Genomic DNA, 14,077 nt, shown 5'->3' with positions numbered 1-14,077 from the left:
GTCCACGGAACCGCCACAATCCCCCACCGGAGGCGGCTACCCCTTGACGGATCCGGCCAGCAGACCGCGGACGAAGTACCGCTGGAGCGCGAAGAAGACCGCCAGCGGGATCACGATCGACAGGAACGCCCCGGCGGTGAGCAGCTCCCAGCGCCCGCCGAAGGAGCCGGACAGCTGTGCCAGCCGGACCGTCATCGGCGCCACCTCGGGCGTGCCGCCGGCGAAGGTCAGCGCCACCAGGAGGTCGTTCCAGACCCAGAGGAACTGGAAGATGGCGAAGGAGGCCAGCGCCGGGGTGCAGAGCGGCAGCACGATCGAACGGAAGATCTTGAAGTGCGAGGCGCCGTCCACCACCGCCGCCTCCATCAGGTCCCGCGGCAGCTGGGCGATGAAGTTGTGCAGCAGGAAGATCGCCAGCGGCAGCGCGAACATGGTGTGCGCGATCCACACCGGCGCGTAGGTGCCCTTGAAGTCCACCGCCGGGATGATCGTCAGCGGGCCCAGGTGGGCGCCGCCGGAGAACAGCCGCAGCAGCGGGATCAGCGCCATCTGCATCGGCACCACCTGGAGCGCGAACACCGCGAAGAACACCGTGTCGCTGCCCCGGAACCGCACCCAGGCCAGCCCGTACGCGGCCATCGCCGCCAGGACCAGCGGGAACAGGGTCGCCGGGATGCTGATCGCCAGCGAGTTCACCAGGAAGGGCAGCAGGCCGGTGCTCACGCCGGAGCCGCCCTCGAACAGCACGGTGTGGTAGTTGGACAGGCCGAGGTCCGGGTGGAGGAAGACGTTCCACCAGCCGTCGGCGGTGACGTCCTGTTTGGGGCGCAGCGAGGTGGCCAGCAGCCCGAGGGTGGGGATGGTCCACAGCACCGTCACCGCGATCACGAAGACCGAGGCGAGCGGACTGCTGAAGGCCTTGCGGACGTCCCGCACGGACCCGGACCCGGACGCGAGCCGGGACCGGGACGCGGACGCCGACCCGGACCGGGCACCGGAGCCGGGCCGACCAGCCGCGCCGGACCTGGCGTCCGCGACCGGCGGCGCGTCCACCGGAGGCGCGTCGGAGGTGGCCTTGGAGCGACTGCGGCGGTTGGGTGTGCGGCGCTCGCTCATCGGACTCCACGCTCCTTGCGCAGCTGGACGATGTTGTAGGCCACCAGCGGCAGCACGGCGAGGAAGAGGATCACCGCGAGTGCGCTGCCCCGCCCGGTGTTGAACTGCACGAACGACTGCGAGTACATCTCGTTGGCCAGCACCTGGGTGCCGAAGTTGCCGCCGGTCATGGTGCGGACGATGTCGAAGGCCTTCAGCGTGGTGATCATGACGGTGGTGAGGACGACCACCACCGTGGTGCGGATCATCGGCACCGTCACGTACCAGAACAGCCGCACGCCGCCCGCGCCGTCCAACCGGGCGGCCTCGGTGACCTCGTCCGGAATCGCCTTGATCGCGGCCGACAGCACCACCATCGCGAACCCGGTCTGCACCCAGACCATGACAGCCATCAGCAGGAAGGTGTTGAGCGGCTGGGAGAGCATCCAGTTCGGCGGGTGCTCCCAGCCGAGGCTGATCGCCACCTGGCTGAGCAGGCCGATCTGCTGTTGCGAGGCATCGCGGGACTCGTAGACGAACTTGAAGATGATCGAGGCGCCGACCAGCGAGATCGCCATCGGCATGAAGATCAGCGACTTGTACAGCGCCTGGCCGCGCATCCGGTCCACCAGCAGCGCCAGCACCAGGCCGAGGCCGGTCGCCGCCAGCGGCGCGACCACCAGCCAGAGCAGGGTGTTGACCAGCACCTCCTGCACCGAGTCGGTGGTGAACGCCCAGCCGAAGTTCTCGCCGCCGACGAACCGGCTGCTGTCGTCGCTGTAGAGGCTCAGGTAGACGGTGCGGACCAGCGGCACGACGAGGCCGACGAGCAGCAGCAGCGCCGCCGGGCCGAGGAAGACCGCGACGGACAGCGGGCGGGCGATCCGGCCGGTGGCCCGGCCGGCGGCGAGGAAGACCAGCAGGAGGATGCCGAGGAAGCCCGCGATGGCGCCGAAGCTGTTGCCGAACTTGACGGCCGCGTCGCCCCAGGCGCCGTCGGCGAGCGCGGAAGCGGTGAGGGACATGGCTGCGCGGTCCTTTCCCTGCGGAGGGCGGAGAGAACCCTGCGGAAGTGGAAGTGGAAGCGGAGACAGAGTCGAAGGCAGAGACAGAGGCAGAGGCGGGGACGGGGACGGGGACGGAAGTAGGAGCCGGAGGCGGAGAGGGGGCGGGCGGTGCGGGTGGGTGGCCCCGCACCGCCCTCGGCAGGTGGTCCTGGCGGGAAGGCCGCTACTGCGGCCAGGCCGCGTCGATGTCGGCGGCGGTCTTCTGGATGGACTGGCCCTCCGCGAACCAGGCGGTCAGCGACTTCCACTCCTGCCCGGCGCCGACCGCGGCGGGCATCAGGTCCGAGCCGTCGAAGCGGAAGGTCGCGGCCGGGTCGGTGAGCGCGTCGGCGGAGAGCCGGTCGATCGGGTCGGTGTACAGGCTCTTGTCCACGCCCTGGTTGGCCGAGACCCAGCCGGTGGCGGTCTTCACCCGGCTGCTCGCCCAGTCGGCGCTGGACAGGTAGTTCTGCACCGCCTGCACCTCGGGCCGGCTGGCGAAGGCGGTCAGGAACTCGCCGCCACCCTCCACCGGGTTGGCCACCGCCGGGTTCACGGCCGGCAGGTGGAAGGCGAAGATGTCGCCGTCCGGGCCGACCTTGGTGTCCTTGGGCCACTGCGCCTTGTAGAAGGAGGCCTGCTGGAGCATGGCGCACTTGCCGGTGAGGATCGGCGCGCCCGCGTCCTGGAAGGTCGTGGTGGCGATCGACTTCACGTCGCCGTACCCGCCGTTGACCCAGGCGGGGTTCTGCATCCAGTCCGCAATGGTCTTCATCGCCGTGGTGATCTTCTCATCGGAGAACTTCACCTTGTGGCTCACCCACTGGTCGTACACCTCGCCGCCGTAGGTGCCCAGCACCACCTCCTCCAGCCAGTCTGTGGCGGGCCAGCCGGTGGCCGTCCCGGAGGCGATCCCGCCGCACCACGGCTTGGTGGCACCGGCCTTGGCGATCCGGTCGCTGAGCGCCATCAGATCGGCCCAGGTCTTCGGCACCTCGTAGCCGGCCTGCTTGAAGGCCTTCGGCGAGTACCAGACCAGCGACTTCATGTTGGCGCTCATCGGCGCCGCGTAGAAGGTGCCGTTGACCGAGCCGTACGTCTTCCAGACCGGACTCCACCTGTCCTGGTTGGCGGCGGTCTGCTCGGGCGGCTTGACCACCTTGCCGCTCTTCACCATCTGGGCCAGCAGGCCGGGCTGCGGGATGATCGCGAAGTCCGGGGCGTTGCCGCCGGTCACCCGCACCGGGAGCTGCGACTCGAAGTCGTTGGACCCCTCATAGCTGATCTTGATGCCCGTACACTTGGCGAAATCCGCCCAGGACTTCTCCAGGTTGTCCGACTCCGGGCTGAGGATCGACGCGAAGACGGTCACCGTACTGCCTGAATGGCCCGCGTACGGCTGGTACTTGGCGCAGTCCCCCGCCAGCGTCTGGGTACCGCCCGAGCCACCGCCCGAACTGCTCGAACTGTTGGAACAGGCCGCCGTCAGCGCCAGCGCCGCCAGCAGGGCGGGGACGGCGATCGGACGGCGACGGGAACGTGTGGACGGCTCGGTCGTGCTGGGGGTCAATGCGGTCCTCCTCGCCAGGGCGTGAACGCCTCGTACGACAGACCTGCAGCTCGACGGACCTGCAGGGGACAGAACGACAGTGCGCTGTACCGGAGATCGACATGTACCCGGCGGGCTGGCCGGTTTGACGACGTTAACGCAGCAGCCACCCGCCGCCAAGGTCCGCGTTCGACCTTCGTCGGCAAGTGCCCCACTCGTGACCCGCCGCACCACCCGTCCCGGCCCGCCCGGAGCGGGCCGGGAACCGTCGTCGCGACAGGTCGGACACCGGACCGTCCCTACCGCCCCGGCCGTCAGAACAGCCGGACCGGGATCTCCCGCAGGCTGTTCACCACCAGCGACGGGCTGGGCCTCAACTCGCCGTCCGGCACCGCCAGCGCCAGGTCCGGGAACCGCTCGAACAGGGCCGGCAGCGCCACCCCCGCCTCCAGGCGTGCCAATGGCGAACCCGGGCAGACGTGCGGACCGTGACCGAAGGAGAGGTGCCGGATCGGATCCCGGGTGATGTCGAACAGCTCGGCCGTCACCCCGTGTTGCGCCGGGTCCCGGCCGATCGCGTTGTACGAGACCAGCACCGGCTCGCCCTTGGGGATCACCACCCCGTCCGCCCCGCCGACCCCGCCGACCTCGATCGCCTCGGCGGTGAACCGGAACAGGAAGTTGCTGGTCGGCGGCGTCCAGCGGAGCGACTCCTCCACCACCGCGTCCCAGCCGATCTCACCCGAGCGCACCAGCGCGAGCTGGTCCGGGTGCGCCAACAGCGCCCGGACGGCGTTGCCGAGCAGGTTGACCGTGGTCTCGTGCCCCGCCGCGATGATCACCCGCAGGGTGGCCGCCGCCTCCGCGCCGCTCAGCGCCCCGCCCTCGGTGTCCGCCGCCAGCAGCGCACTGGCCAGATCGTCGCCGGGGGCCGAACGGCGCTGCGCCACCAGGTCGTTGACGAAGGCGTTCAGCGCGGCGATGGTCGCCTGGATGCCCTCGGGATTCGGGCGGGTGCCGAAGAACCGCTCGTACAGGTCGCGCAGATGGCCGTGGTCGGACTCCGGGACGCCGAGCAGCGAGCAGATCACCGTCATCGGCAGTGGGAAGGCGAAGGCCGTCTTGAGGTCCACGACCGGTTCGCCCGCCGCCAGCGCGTCCAGCAGCGTGTGGGTGATCTCCTCCACCCGGGGGCGCATCAGCTCCACCCGGCGCGGGGTGAACGCCTGTGCCACCAGCGCCCGCAGCCGCCGGTGCTCGGCGCCGTCGGTGGTCACCATGCTCGGACCGGGCACCGCCAGGCCGATCAGCGGCCAGGTCTTCGGCACCTCGCCGCGCTGGTACGCGGCCCAGTGCGCGGCGTCCTTCACCAGGCGGGCGTCGGTCAGCAGTTCACGCGCGGCCGCGTGCCGCGTCACCGCCCAGGCGGCGACCCCGCCGGGCAGCTCCACGGCCACCGCCGGACCGGCGGCGCGCAGCAGGGCGCCCTCGGCGGCGTTGTCCCCCGCCAGCGGGTCGAGGGCGATCGGGGCGGTCATCGGCACGGTTCTCCTTGGGTGGCTCGGTTCTTGGGTGGCTCGGTTCTTGGGTGGCTCGGTTCTTGGGTGGCTCGGTTCTTGGGTGGCTCGGTTCTTGGGTCGCTCGGTTCTTGAAGGAAGGTCGGCACCGGCCGGGGCCGCCGGAACCCCAGGGCACCGGGCGGCAGGCTCAGACCGAGAAGCCCGGGCTGAACGACACCGGCAGCGCCACCAACCCGCGCACCCAGGCCGACGGCCGCCACACCAGCGCGTGCTCCGCCACCGCCAGCCGCAGGTCCGGCAGCCGGTCCAACAGCACCTCGATCGCCATGGTGGCGATCACCTCGGCCGCCTCCTGCGCCGGGAACGGGCAGCCGTGCTCCCCGTACGAGTAGCTCAGGTGCGCCCGGTTGCCCTCGGCCGGACTGCCGTCCGGCCGGCGGACCAGCGGGTCCGCGTTCGCCCCCGCCAGGCCCAGCAGCACCATGTCCCCGGCGGCGATCCGCTGCCCGCCGAGGACGGTGTCCCGGGTCGCCCAGCGGCCGGCGAAGATCTGCGTCGGGGTGTCCTCCCAGAGCGCCTCGTTCAGCGCCTGGCTGATGCTGCGCCGGCCGCCGGAGAGCGAGGCGGCGAACCGCTCGTCGGTGAGCATCAGCCGCAGCGCGTTGGAGATCCAGTACGAGCAGGGCTGGTGGCCGGCGATCAGCAGCACCCGGAGGTCCCGCATGATCTCGTCGTGCTCCAGGCCCGCCTCGTGCTGCAGCATCGCGGACGCGATGTCGTTGCCGGGGTGCTCGGCCTTCTCCCGCACCACGTCGAGCATCAGGGCCAGCAGCCGCTGCGCTCCGGCGGGCGCGTCCGGGCCGCCGTCCAGCATCGTCAGCAGCGCCTCGGTCAGGACCGGCGCCTGCTCCTCGCTCAGCCCGAGCAGCCGGCAGAGCACCAGCAGCGGCATCCGGTGGGCGTACTCGGCGACCAGGTCGGCCTCGCCGCGCCCGCCGAACCCGTCGATCAGCCGGTCGGCGATCTCCTCGCAGTGCTTGCGCAGCTCGTACGGGTCGATGGCGGCGAGCGCGTCGGTGACGGCCCGGGAGCGGCGGACGTGCTCCTCGCCCTCGGCGTACAGGATCGACGGCACCGGGGCCATCATCGGCTTCAGCGGCCAGTTCTCGGGGATGTCCGCCCAGGCGTTCCAGCGGGCGGAGTCCCGGCCGAACAGCTGCGGCCGGCCGGTGACCAGCTGCAGCTCGCGGTAGCCGATCACCAGCCAGGCGGGGACGCCGCCGGCCAGCTCGATCGGCGCGACCGGGCCGTGCGCGGCCCGCAGCTCGCGGTAGAGCTGGGCGGGGTCGGTCTGGAAGCGCGGCCCGTACAGCGGGGTGGCGCCGGCGTGCGCCGGGCAGCCCGGGGGCGGGGTGGCGGCGGGCTCGGTCACGGGGTGCTCTCCTGGTACACGGCGGTGGTGGTGTCCTGGGCCTCGACCCGGGCGGCCAGGTGGCGGACGAGTTCGATCAGCACCCGCTTGCCGTCCTCGCGGTCGCGGGCGTCGCAGTCGACCAACGGGATGTCGGCGGGCAGGTCGAGCGCCTCGCGGACCTGGTCGAGCGTGTGGGTCGGGTCGCCGAAGTTGTTGCGCGCCACGATGAACGGCGTGCCGTGGTGCTCCAGCCGGTCGATGGCGTACCAGGACTCCTCCAGCCGCCGGGTGTCCACCAGGACGACCGCGCCGAGGGCGCCGCTGAACAGCCGGTCCCAGAGGAACCAGAAACGTTCCTGCCCCGGCGCGCCGAACAGGTACAGCACCTGGCTGGCGGACAGGGTGATCCGCCCGAAGTCGAAGGCGACGGTGGTGGAGCGCTTGCCCCAGGCGTCCGAGGGGTCGTCGATGCCCTCGCCCGCCCTGGTCATCGTCTCCTCGGTGTTCAGCGGCCGGATCTCGCTGACCGCGCCGACCAGGGTGGTCTTGCCGACCCCGAAGCCGCCGACCACGACGATCTTCAGCGCGTTGTCGGCGGTGCCGCGCAGCGGGGTGCGCCGGGACGCCGGGGCGTCAGAGCTGTTGGAGTCCATGGAGCACCTGCTTCAGCGTGTCGAGATCGGGCAGCCGGGCCTTGTCGGGCGCGAACCGGGGGTGCCGGGCGGTGACCGCCCCGGCCTCCAGCAGGTCGCCGAGCAGGATCTTCACCACCGAGACCGGGAGCTTCAGTTCGGCGGCCACCTCGACGACGGCGACCGGCGCCTCGCACATCCGCAGGATGCGCACGTGCTCCGACTGCATGCCCGGTGCCGGCCGGCGCTCGGCCACGATCAGGGTGACCAGGTCGAAGGCGTTCTCCGGCGAACGGCTGCGGCCCCGGGTGATGGTGTAGAGGCGGTCCGGGTCGTCGTCGCGCCCCGGTAGGACCGGCCGCCCGCTCATGCCGGGGCGCTCCCGTCCGCCACCGCGCCCCCGGTGTCCCGGGCCGGGGCGCTGAGGTGGACCCCGATCTGCTCGATCAGGCCGTGCATGTTGTGGCCGACCACGCCCACGTCGGCCTCGTCGTCGGTGACCACCGCGAGGTGCGCGCCCTCGCCGGCCGCCACGATGCAGAGGATGCCGCCGTGGAACTCGGTCATCGACTGCCGCACGCCGCCGCTGCCGTCGCCGAACTCGATCGAGGCGCCGTGCGCCAGGCTCTGCATCCCGGAGGCGATCGCCGCCAGCTGGTCGGCCTGGTCCGCGGTGAGGCCCGCGGTGTGGCAGAGCTTGAGGCCGTCGGCGGAGAGCACCAGGGCGTGCCGGGTGCCGGGGGTGGCGGTCAGCAGGTTGTCCAACAGCCAGTCGAGGTCGCGATCGGTGACGGTGCTCATCAGGAGTCCTTCTCGGTGACGGGGGAGGCGTCGGAGGTGGTGTCCGTGGTGCCGGTGGTGGCTGAGAGGGTGTCCGTGCTGCCGGACCGGGGGGTGTCGGCGGGCGTCCGGGCCTGCTGTGCGGCCTTGCGGAAGGCGCCGAACCGGGCGGCGGCGCTCACCGCGTCGGCGCGGGCCGGCTTCGCGGCGGGGGCCGCGACCGGGGCGGTCGCCGCGAGCGTCTGCCCACGGCGGCGCTGCGGCAGTCCGCTCTCGGTGACCGGGACGGGCGCGGACGCGGGCGCGGATGCCGACGCGGGTGCCGACGCGGGAACGGCCACCGCGGCGGGCGGCGTGACCGCCGGAGCGAGCACCGGTCGCACCGGCGCGGCCGTCTCGACGGGCGCCGCCGCCGGCTCCGGAGCGGCGTGGGTGACCAGCTGCTGCGGGATCAGCATCACCACCCCGGTACCACCGCGCGCCGACGGCCGGAAGGAGATCTGCAGACCGTACTTGCGGGCCAGCGAACCGACCACCGCCAGACCGAGCCGGGTACCGGCCGCGAGCGTGGTGAGGTCCAACGGCTCCGCGCACACGGCCCGTTCGGCCCGCCGCAGCCAACTGTCGCTCAGGCCGAGCCCGCTGTCCTCGACGGTGACCACCAGCCCGGCCGACACCTCCTCGACGTAGACGTGCACCTCGGCCGGCGGGGCGGAGAAGTTGGTCGCGTTGTCCAGGAGTTCGGCGAGCGCGTGCATCACGCCCTCGGCGGCGAACCCGGCGACGGCCGCGGTGCTGGCGTTGTGCAACCGGACCCGCTGGTAGGCGCCGATCCGGCCGAGCGCACCGCGCAGCACCGACTCCACCGCGATCGGCTTCGCCCAGCGCCGCCCCGAGCGGGCGCCGGTGAGCACCGCGATGCCGTCGGCCATCCGGCCCGCCTGCGCGGTCGAGTGGTCCAGGCGCAGCAGGTCGCCCAGCACCTCCTCGTCGTGCCGGTGCTGCATCTCGCGCAGCTCGGCGTGCATGCTGGTGGCCAGCGCCTGGACGCGGCCGGCGGCGGTCGCGCAGACCGCGAGGGCGGCGGCCCGCAGCCGCTCGCCCTTCCCGACCTCCTCGGCGACGACGCGCAGCAGCGCGTACTGGGGGTGCGTACGGTGCCCGGTGAGCGCGCTGTCCACGGACGCGCCGTCGCGGAGCCTCTTCACCACCTCGGGCAGGATCTCGGCGGCGAGCCGGTCCAGTGTGGCGCGCGCGGCCTGCTCCTCCTCGGCCGCCGACCGGAGCCGGGCCAGTTCGGCGTGGGCGGTCGCCACATCGGCGCCCGCCCGGATCAGCTCCTCCCGGGCGGCGTCCCGCTCGGCCCGCGCGGCGACGGCATCGGCGCGGGCCGCCGCCTGGGCGTTCCGGGCCGCGTCGACCGCCACCAGGCCCGCCATGGTCTCGCCCTGCTGCCCGGCCAGGTCGGCCGCCAGCCGACGGGAGCGCTCGGCACCGGTCGCCGCGAGGCCGACCGCGATCAGCCAGAGCACCGCGACCGCGCACACGGCGGCGACGGTGAGCGGCTGATGGGCCGCCAGCGCCCGCCGGACGCCCACCGGCGCGGCGACCGCCGCCAGCAGGACGGCCCCCGCGGTCAGGGCCGCGGTACGCGCGGCGGGCCGCCGGGGCGCCGCGCCATCGGGGCTGGTGCGTTCTCTCATCGGTGCGGTCCTCGGCAACGGCGGCGGGCGTCGACGGGGCTGGCGCCGACAGCGGACGGGCGAATGCGCCACCGCCCGGCCGACGTGATGAAACGTCTCCGGGCGGCTGATCGGTTCACGCAATCGGCAGATCATATCTATTGAGAATGTGTCCTCAACTGGGCAGTTGACGGTCAGTCTCGTTCATTCACGCTGTGTACACCGAACCGCGACCCCGCCCCCGCACCTTGATCACGCCGCCTCCGCCCCGCACCCGGTCACCCCAACCGCGCCTCCACCGCCCGCCGCACGGCCGCCGCATCCAGCCCGTGATCGGCGATCACCCTGGCGCCGAGGCCGTCCCCCTCCCGCATCAGCCCGAGCAGCAGGTGCCCGACCGCGATGTGGCCCGACTTCAGCCGCAGCGACTCCCGCAGTGACAGCTCCAGCGTCTTCTTCGCCCGGGCCGTGAACGGACCGCGCCGCCCCTTGGACTCCGACCGGAACCAGCCGCGCCCCTGCGACTCCTCCGCCGGCGCATCCAACGCCCCCTCCCCGAACACCGACTCCACCGCCTCCCGAACGGCGTCCAGATCCACCCCGATCGCAGCCAGCGCCTGGGCGTCGTCCCCCGCCCCCAGCAGCCGCCGCACCGCCCGCTGCGCGGTCTCGTGATCCAGCCCGGCCCCGATCAGCACTGCGGCCGCCGGGTCCTCCGGCTCGGCCAGGATCGCCAGCAGCAGGTGCTCCGTGCCGACGTACCCGTGCTGAAGTTCCCCCGCCTCCTGTCGCGCCCGGCCCACCACCCGCCGTGCCGACTCGGTGAATCGCTCGAACATCACTCAGCCTCCGCTCTCGTCGCCACCGGAACCCCTGCCGGAACCGCCGCCGGAATCCCCGCTGGATCCCCCGCCGGAACCGCGCCGGGCGTACTTCTTGTGCACCGCCTGCCGGGTCACCCCGAGGCAGACCGCGATGTCCTGCCAGGACCAGCCCTGCGCACGGGCGCTGCCCACCTGCAGACCCTCCAACCGGTCCGCCAGGTCGCGCAGCGCACGGACCGCCCGAAGTCCCACCGCGGGGTCACGGCTGCTCGCCGCCGCCGCGAGTTCTCCGCTGTCGCTCATGGTGTCAACTTAGGTTGACACCCCTCCAGCTGTCAACCCTGGTTGACAAACTCCGACGCCGAAGCCGCCCCCGCGCACACGAACGACGGGCACGCAAAAGAGGCGGGGCGAGGACACGAAGTCCTCGCCCCGCCTCAACGGCCGGTCACCTCACCAGGCGAAGGCCTGGGCCGGGCCCGGTCAGCTGCAGCCGCTGGTGGAGCCGCAGCCCTCGCAGAGGTAGCAGCTGCCGGCGCGGCGCATCTTGGTGCCGCAGGAGAAGCAGAGCGGAGCGTCGGCGTTGAGGCCGAGCTGGATCTCCAGCAGCTCCGTCGAGTTGTGGGCCTGCGCCGGGGCCGCCTTGGGGGCCTCGACCGCGGCGGGCTTGGCCGGGGCCGCCGGAGCGGCGGCCGCGGCCGCGCGCGGGGCGGACTGGGCGAGGGACTCGGTGTCCAGCTCCTCCTCGGCCTCCAGCGGCTCGTAGGAGCCCGTCTCCAGGTGGCGCTGGCGCTCCTCGACGGAGTGGATGCCCAGCGCGGAGCGGGTCTCGAACGGCAGGAAGTCCAGCGCCAGGCGGCGGAAGATGTAGTCGACGATCGACTGCGCCATCCGCACGTCCGGGTCGTCGGTCAGACCGGCCGGCTCGAAGCGCATGTTGGTGAACTTCGAGACGTACGTCTCCAGCGGCACGCCGTACTGGAGGCCGACCGAGACGGCGATGGAGAAGGCGTCCATCATGCCCGCGAGGGTCGAGCCCTGCTTGGACATCTTCAGGAAGACCTCGCCGAGGCCGTCGTCCGGGTAGGAGTTGGCCGTCATGTAGCCCTCGGCGCCACCGACCGCGAAGGAGGTGGTGATGCCCGGGCGGCCCTTGGGCAGGCGCTTGCGGACGGGGCGGTACTCGACGACCTTCTCGACCGCCGCCGGGGCGGACTCCGCCTTGGCCTCCGCGGCCTTGGTCTTCGCCGAGAGCGGCTGACCGACCTTGCAGTTGTCGCGGTAGATGGCGAGGGCCTTGACCCCGAGCTTCCAGGCCTCGAAGTAGATCTCCTCGATCTCCTCGACGGTGGCGGCCTCCGGCATGTTCACCGTCTTGGAGATGGCGCCGGAGATCCAGGGCTGGATCGCCGCCATCATCCGCACGTGGCCCATGGCCGAGATGACCCGCTCGCCCATCGCGCAGTCGAAGACCTCGTAGTGCGCGCTCTTGAGACCGGGCGCGTCCACCACGTTGCCGTGCTCGGCGATGTGGGCGACGATCGCCTCGATCTGCTCGGCCTGGTAGCCGAGGCGCTTCAGCGCGCGCGGGACGGTGCCGTTGACGATCTGCATCGAGCCGCCGCCGACGAGCTTCTTGAACTTGACCAGCGCCAGGTCGGGCTCGACGCCGGTGGTGTCGCAGTCCATCATCAGGCCGATGGTGCCGGTCGGCGCGAGCACCGAGGCCTGCGCGTTGCGGAAACCGTTCTCCGCGCCGATGCGGAGCACGTCGCCCCAGGTCTCGGTGGCGGCGGCCCACACGGGGGCGTCCAGCTCGTCGACCGCGACGGCCGACCGGGAGGCGTCCGCGTGCTGGCGCATGACCCGCTGGTGCGGGGCCGCGTTGCGGGCGTAGCCGTCGTACGGGCCGACCACACCGGCGAGTTCGGCGCCGCGGCGGTAGGCGGTGCCGGTCATCAGCGAGGTGATGGCACCGGCCAGGGCGCGGCCGCCCTCGCTGTCGTAGGCGTGGCCGGTGGCCATCAGCAGGGCGCCGAGGTTGGCGTAGCCGATGCCGAGCTGGCGGAAGGCGCGGGTGGTCTCACCGATCTTCTCGGTCGGGAAGTCGGCGAAGCAGATCGAGATGTCCATCGCGGTGATGACCAGCTCGACGACCTTGGCGAAGCGCTCGGCGTCGAAGGAGTCGTCGTCGCGCAGGAACTTCATCAGGTTCAGCGAGGCGAGGTTGCAGCTGGAGTTGTCCAGGTGCATGTACTCGGAGCAGGGGTTGGACGCGTTGATGCGGCCGGACTCCGGGCAGGTGTGCCAGTGGTTGATGGTGGAGTCGTACTGGATGCCCGGGTCCGCACAGGCCCAGGCCGCCTCGGCCATCTTGCGGAAGAGCTTCTTCGCGTCGACGGTCTCGATGACCTCGCCGGTCATCCGGGCGCGCAGGCCGAACTCCGTGCCGTTCTCGACGGCGGTCATGAACTCGTCGTTGACGCGGACCGAGTTGTTGGCGTTCTGGTACTGGACGGAGGTGATGTCGTCCCCGCCGAGGTCCATGTCGAAGCCCGCGTCGCGCAGGGCGCGGATCTTCTCCTCCTCCTTCACCTTGGTCTCGATGAAGGCCTCGACGTCGGGGTGGTCGACGTCCAGCACGACCATCTTGGCCGCGCGGCGGGTGGCGCCACCGGACTTGATGGTGCCGGCGGAGGCGTCCGCGCCGCGCATGAAGGAGACCGGGCCGGAGGCGTTGCCGCCGGAGGAGAGCAGCTCCTTGGAGGAGCGGATCCGGGAGAGGTTGAGGCCGGCGCCGGAGCCGCCCTTGAAGATCATGCCCTCTTCCTTGTACCAGTCGAGGATCGACTCCATGGAGTCGTCGACGGCCAGGATGAAGCAGGCGCTGACCTGCTGGGGCTGCTTGGTGCCGACGTTGAACCAGACCGGCGAGTTGAAGCTGAACACCTGGTGGAGGAGGGCGTGGGTCAGCTCGTGCTCGAAGACCTCGGCGTCACCGGGGGTGGCGAAGTAGCCGTTCTTCTCGCCGGCGGCGCGGTAGGTGAGCACCACGCGGTCGATGATCTGCTTGAGGCTCCACTCGCGCTGCGGGGTGCCGACCGCGCCGCGGAAGTACTTGGACGTGACGATGTTGACCGCGTTGACCGACCACGAGTCGGGGAACTCGACGCCGCGCTGCTCGAAGTTGATCGAGCCGTCGCGCCAGTTGGTCATGACGACGTCGCGACGCTCCCAGCGGACCTCGTCATAGGGGTGGACGCCAGGGGTGGTGTAGATGCGCTCGATCCGCAGACCGCCCTTGGGGGCCTTGCCGGCTCCCTTGGTCGCGGCCTTGTCGGACTTCGACCCGCGTGCGGAACCGCTCGTGGTGTCTGTCACTTCTCGCTCCTCCTCCTGGGCAAACGCCCAAAGTGCCCCGAAAAGTCCGGGCACCGCTGGTTCGTCTTCCGGTGTGCGGACAGGCGACGACCTGCCTGTATCCACACGGTTTGTGGTGTTCTGTGCCCCGTTTCCGGGCATGCTTCGGCCCCGT

The 14,077-nt window shown here is 71.8% G+C and carries 12 protein-coding genes; all 12 read right to left on the bottom strand.

Annotated elements, in window-relative coordinates:
- Positions 1-36: 36 nt before the first annotated feature.
- A complete protein-coding gene (locus ACGFZP_RS34625) occupies positions 37-1,116 on the bottom strand; it encodes a carbohydrate ABC transporter permease (RefSeq protein ID WP_392940526.1) in 1,080 nt (359 codons plus the stop codon).
- Positions 1,113-2,120, bottom strand: a complete 1,008-nt coding sequence (locus ACGFZP_RS34620; RefSeq protein ID WP_392940524.1) for a carbohydrate ABC transporter permease — start codon at positions 2,118-2,120, stop codon at positions 1,113-1,115. Before ACGFZP_RS34620 ends, ACGFZP_RS34625 begins: the two co-directional genes overlap by 4 nt.
- 205 nt (positions 2,121-2,325) lie before the next feature.
- Positions 2,326-3,711 carry an ABC transporter substrate-binding protein gene (locus ACGFZP_RS34615; RefSeq protein WP_392940522.1) on the bottom strand — a complete coding sequence of 462 codons (1,386 nt, stop codon included), beginning with the start codon at positions 3,709-3,711 and terminating at the stop codon, positions 2,326-2,328.
- A 293-nt stretch (positions 3,712-4,004) separates the two neighbouring features.
- Complete coding sequence (locus ACGFZP_RS34610) at positions 4,005-5,228, bottom strand: cytochrome P450 (RefSeq protein WP_392940520.1); 1,224 nt, start codon at positions 5,226-5,228, stop codon at positions 4,005-4,007.
- Between the two features lie 169 nt (positions 5,229-5,397).
- Positions 5,398-6,642, bottom strand: a complete 1,245-nt coding sequence (locus ACGFZP_RS34605) for a cytochrome P450 (RefSeq protein WP_392940518.1) — start codon at positions 6,640-6,642, stop codon at positions 5,398-5,400.
- On the bottom strand, positions 6,639-7,277 hold the full coding sequence (locus ACGFZP_RS34600; RefSeq protein WP_392940516.1) for an ATP/GTP-binding protein: 639 nt from the start codon (positions 7,275-7,277) through the stop codon (positions 6,639-6,641). Before ACGFZP_RS34600 ends, ACGFZP_RS34605 begins: the two co-directional genes overlap by 4 nt.
- Positions 7,258-7,626, bottom strand: a complete 369-nt coding sequence (locus ACGFZP_RS34595) for a DUF742 domain-containing protein (protein ID WP_392940515.1) — start codon at positions 7,624-7,626, stop codon at positions 7,258-7,260. Before ACGFZP_RS34595 ends, ACGFZP_RS34600 begins: the two co-directional genes overlap by 20 nt.
- Positions 7,623-8,057 (bottom strand): roadblock/LC7 domain-containing protein, encoded by a 435-nt coding sequence (locus ACGFZP_RS34590; protein WP_392940513.1) that lies wholly within the window; start codon positions 8,055-8,057, stop codon positions 7,623-7,625. The genes ACGFZP_RS34595 and ACGFZP_RS34590 overlap by 4 nt, the downstream gene beginning before the upstream one ends.
- Positions 8,057-9,739, bottom strand: a complete 1,683-nt coding sequence (locus ACGFZP_RS34585) for a sensor histidine kinase (RefSeq protein ID WP_392940511.1) — start codon at positions 9,737-9,739, stop codon at positions 8,057-8,059. Before ACGFZP_RS34585 ends, ACGFZP_RS34590 begins: the two co-directional genes overlap by 1 nt.
- Positions 9,740-9,996: 257 nt before the next feature.
- Positions 9,997-10,557, bottom strand: coding sequence for a Clp protease N-terminal domain-containing protein (locus tag ACGFZP_RS34580; protein ID WP_392940509.1), 561 nt, complete (start codon positions 10,555-10,557; stop codon positions 9,997-9,999).
- Positions 10,558-10,560: 3 nt separating this feature from the next.
- Complete coding sequence (locus ACGFZP_RS34575; protein ID WP_392940505.1) at positions 10,561-10,845, bottom strand: RNA polymerase subunit sigma-70; 285 nt, start codon at positions 10,843-10,845, stop codon at positions 10,561-10,563.
- Positions 10,846-11,025: 180 nt separating this feature from the next.
- Positions 11,026-13,923: a vitamin B12-dependent ribonucleotide reductase gene (locus tag ACGFZP_RS34570; protein ID WP_392940503.1), complete on the bottom strand. Its 2,898-nt coding sequence runs from the start codon at positions 13,921-13,923 to the stop codon at positions 11,026-11,028.
- Positions 13,924-14,077 lie beyond the last annotated feature (154 nt).

This window comes from Kitasatospora sp. NPDC048239 (genome assembly GCF_043202015.1).
In the GTDB taxonomy this organism is placed as follows: domain Bacteria; phylum Actinomycetota; class Actinomycetes; order Streptomycetales; family Streptomycetaceae; genus Kitasatospora.
Note: the sequence above shows the minus strand (reverse complement) of the source record. Positions and strands in the feature narration are given on the sequence as shown.

Excerpts from the sequence above, each read along its gene's own strand:
- ACGFZP_RS34625 (WP_392940526.1), bottom strand. The coding sequence starts at position 1,116 with ATGAGCGAGCGCCGCACACCCAACCGCCGCAGTCGCTCCAAGGCCACC.
- ACGFZP_RS34590 (WP_392940513.1), bottom strand. The coding sequence starts at position 8,057 with ATGAGCACCGTCACCGATCGCGACCTCGACTGGCTGTTGGACAACCTG.
- ACGFZP_RS34585 (WP_392940511.1), bottom strand. The coding sequence starts at position 9,739 with ATGAGAGAACGCACCAGCCCCGATGGCGCGGCGCCCCGGCGGCCCGCC.
- ACGFZP_RS34595 (WP_392940515.1), bottom strand. The coding sequence starts at position 7,626 with ATGAGCGGGCGGCCGGTCCTACCGGGGCGCGACGACGACCCGGACCGC.
- ACGFZP_RS34575 (WP_392940505.1), bottom strand. The coding sequence starts at position 10,845 with ATGAGCGACAGCGGAGAACTCGCGGCGGCGGCGAGCAGCCGTGACCCC.
- ACGFZP_RS34600 (WP_392940516.1), bottom strand. The coding sequence starts at position 7,277 with ATGGACTCCAACAGCTCTGACGCCCCGGCGTCCCGGCGCACCCCGCTG.
- ACGFZP_RS34610 (WP_392940520.1), bottom strand. The coding sequence starts at position 5,228 with ATGACCGCCCCGATCGCCCTCGACCCGCTGGCGGGGGACAACGCCGCC.
- ACGFZP_RS34620 (WP_392940524.1), bottom strand. The coding sequence starts at position 2,120 with ATGTCCCTCACCGCTTCCGCGCTCGCCGACGGCGCCTGGGGCGACGCG.
- ACGFZP_RS34580 (WP_392940509.1), bottom strand. The coding sequence starts at position 10,557 with ATGTTCGAGCGATTCACCGAGTCGGCACGGCGGGTGGTGGGCCGGGCG.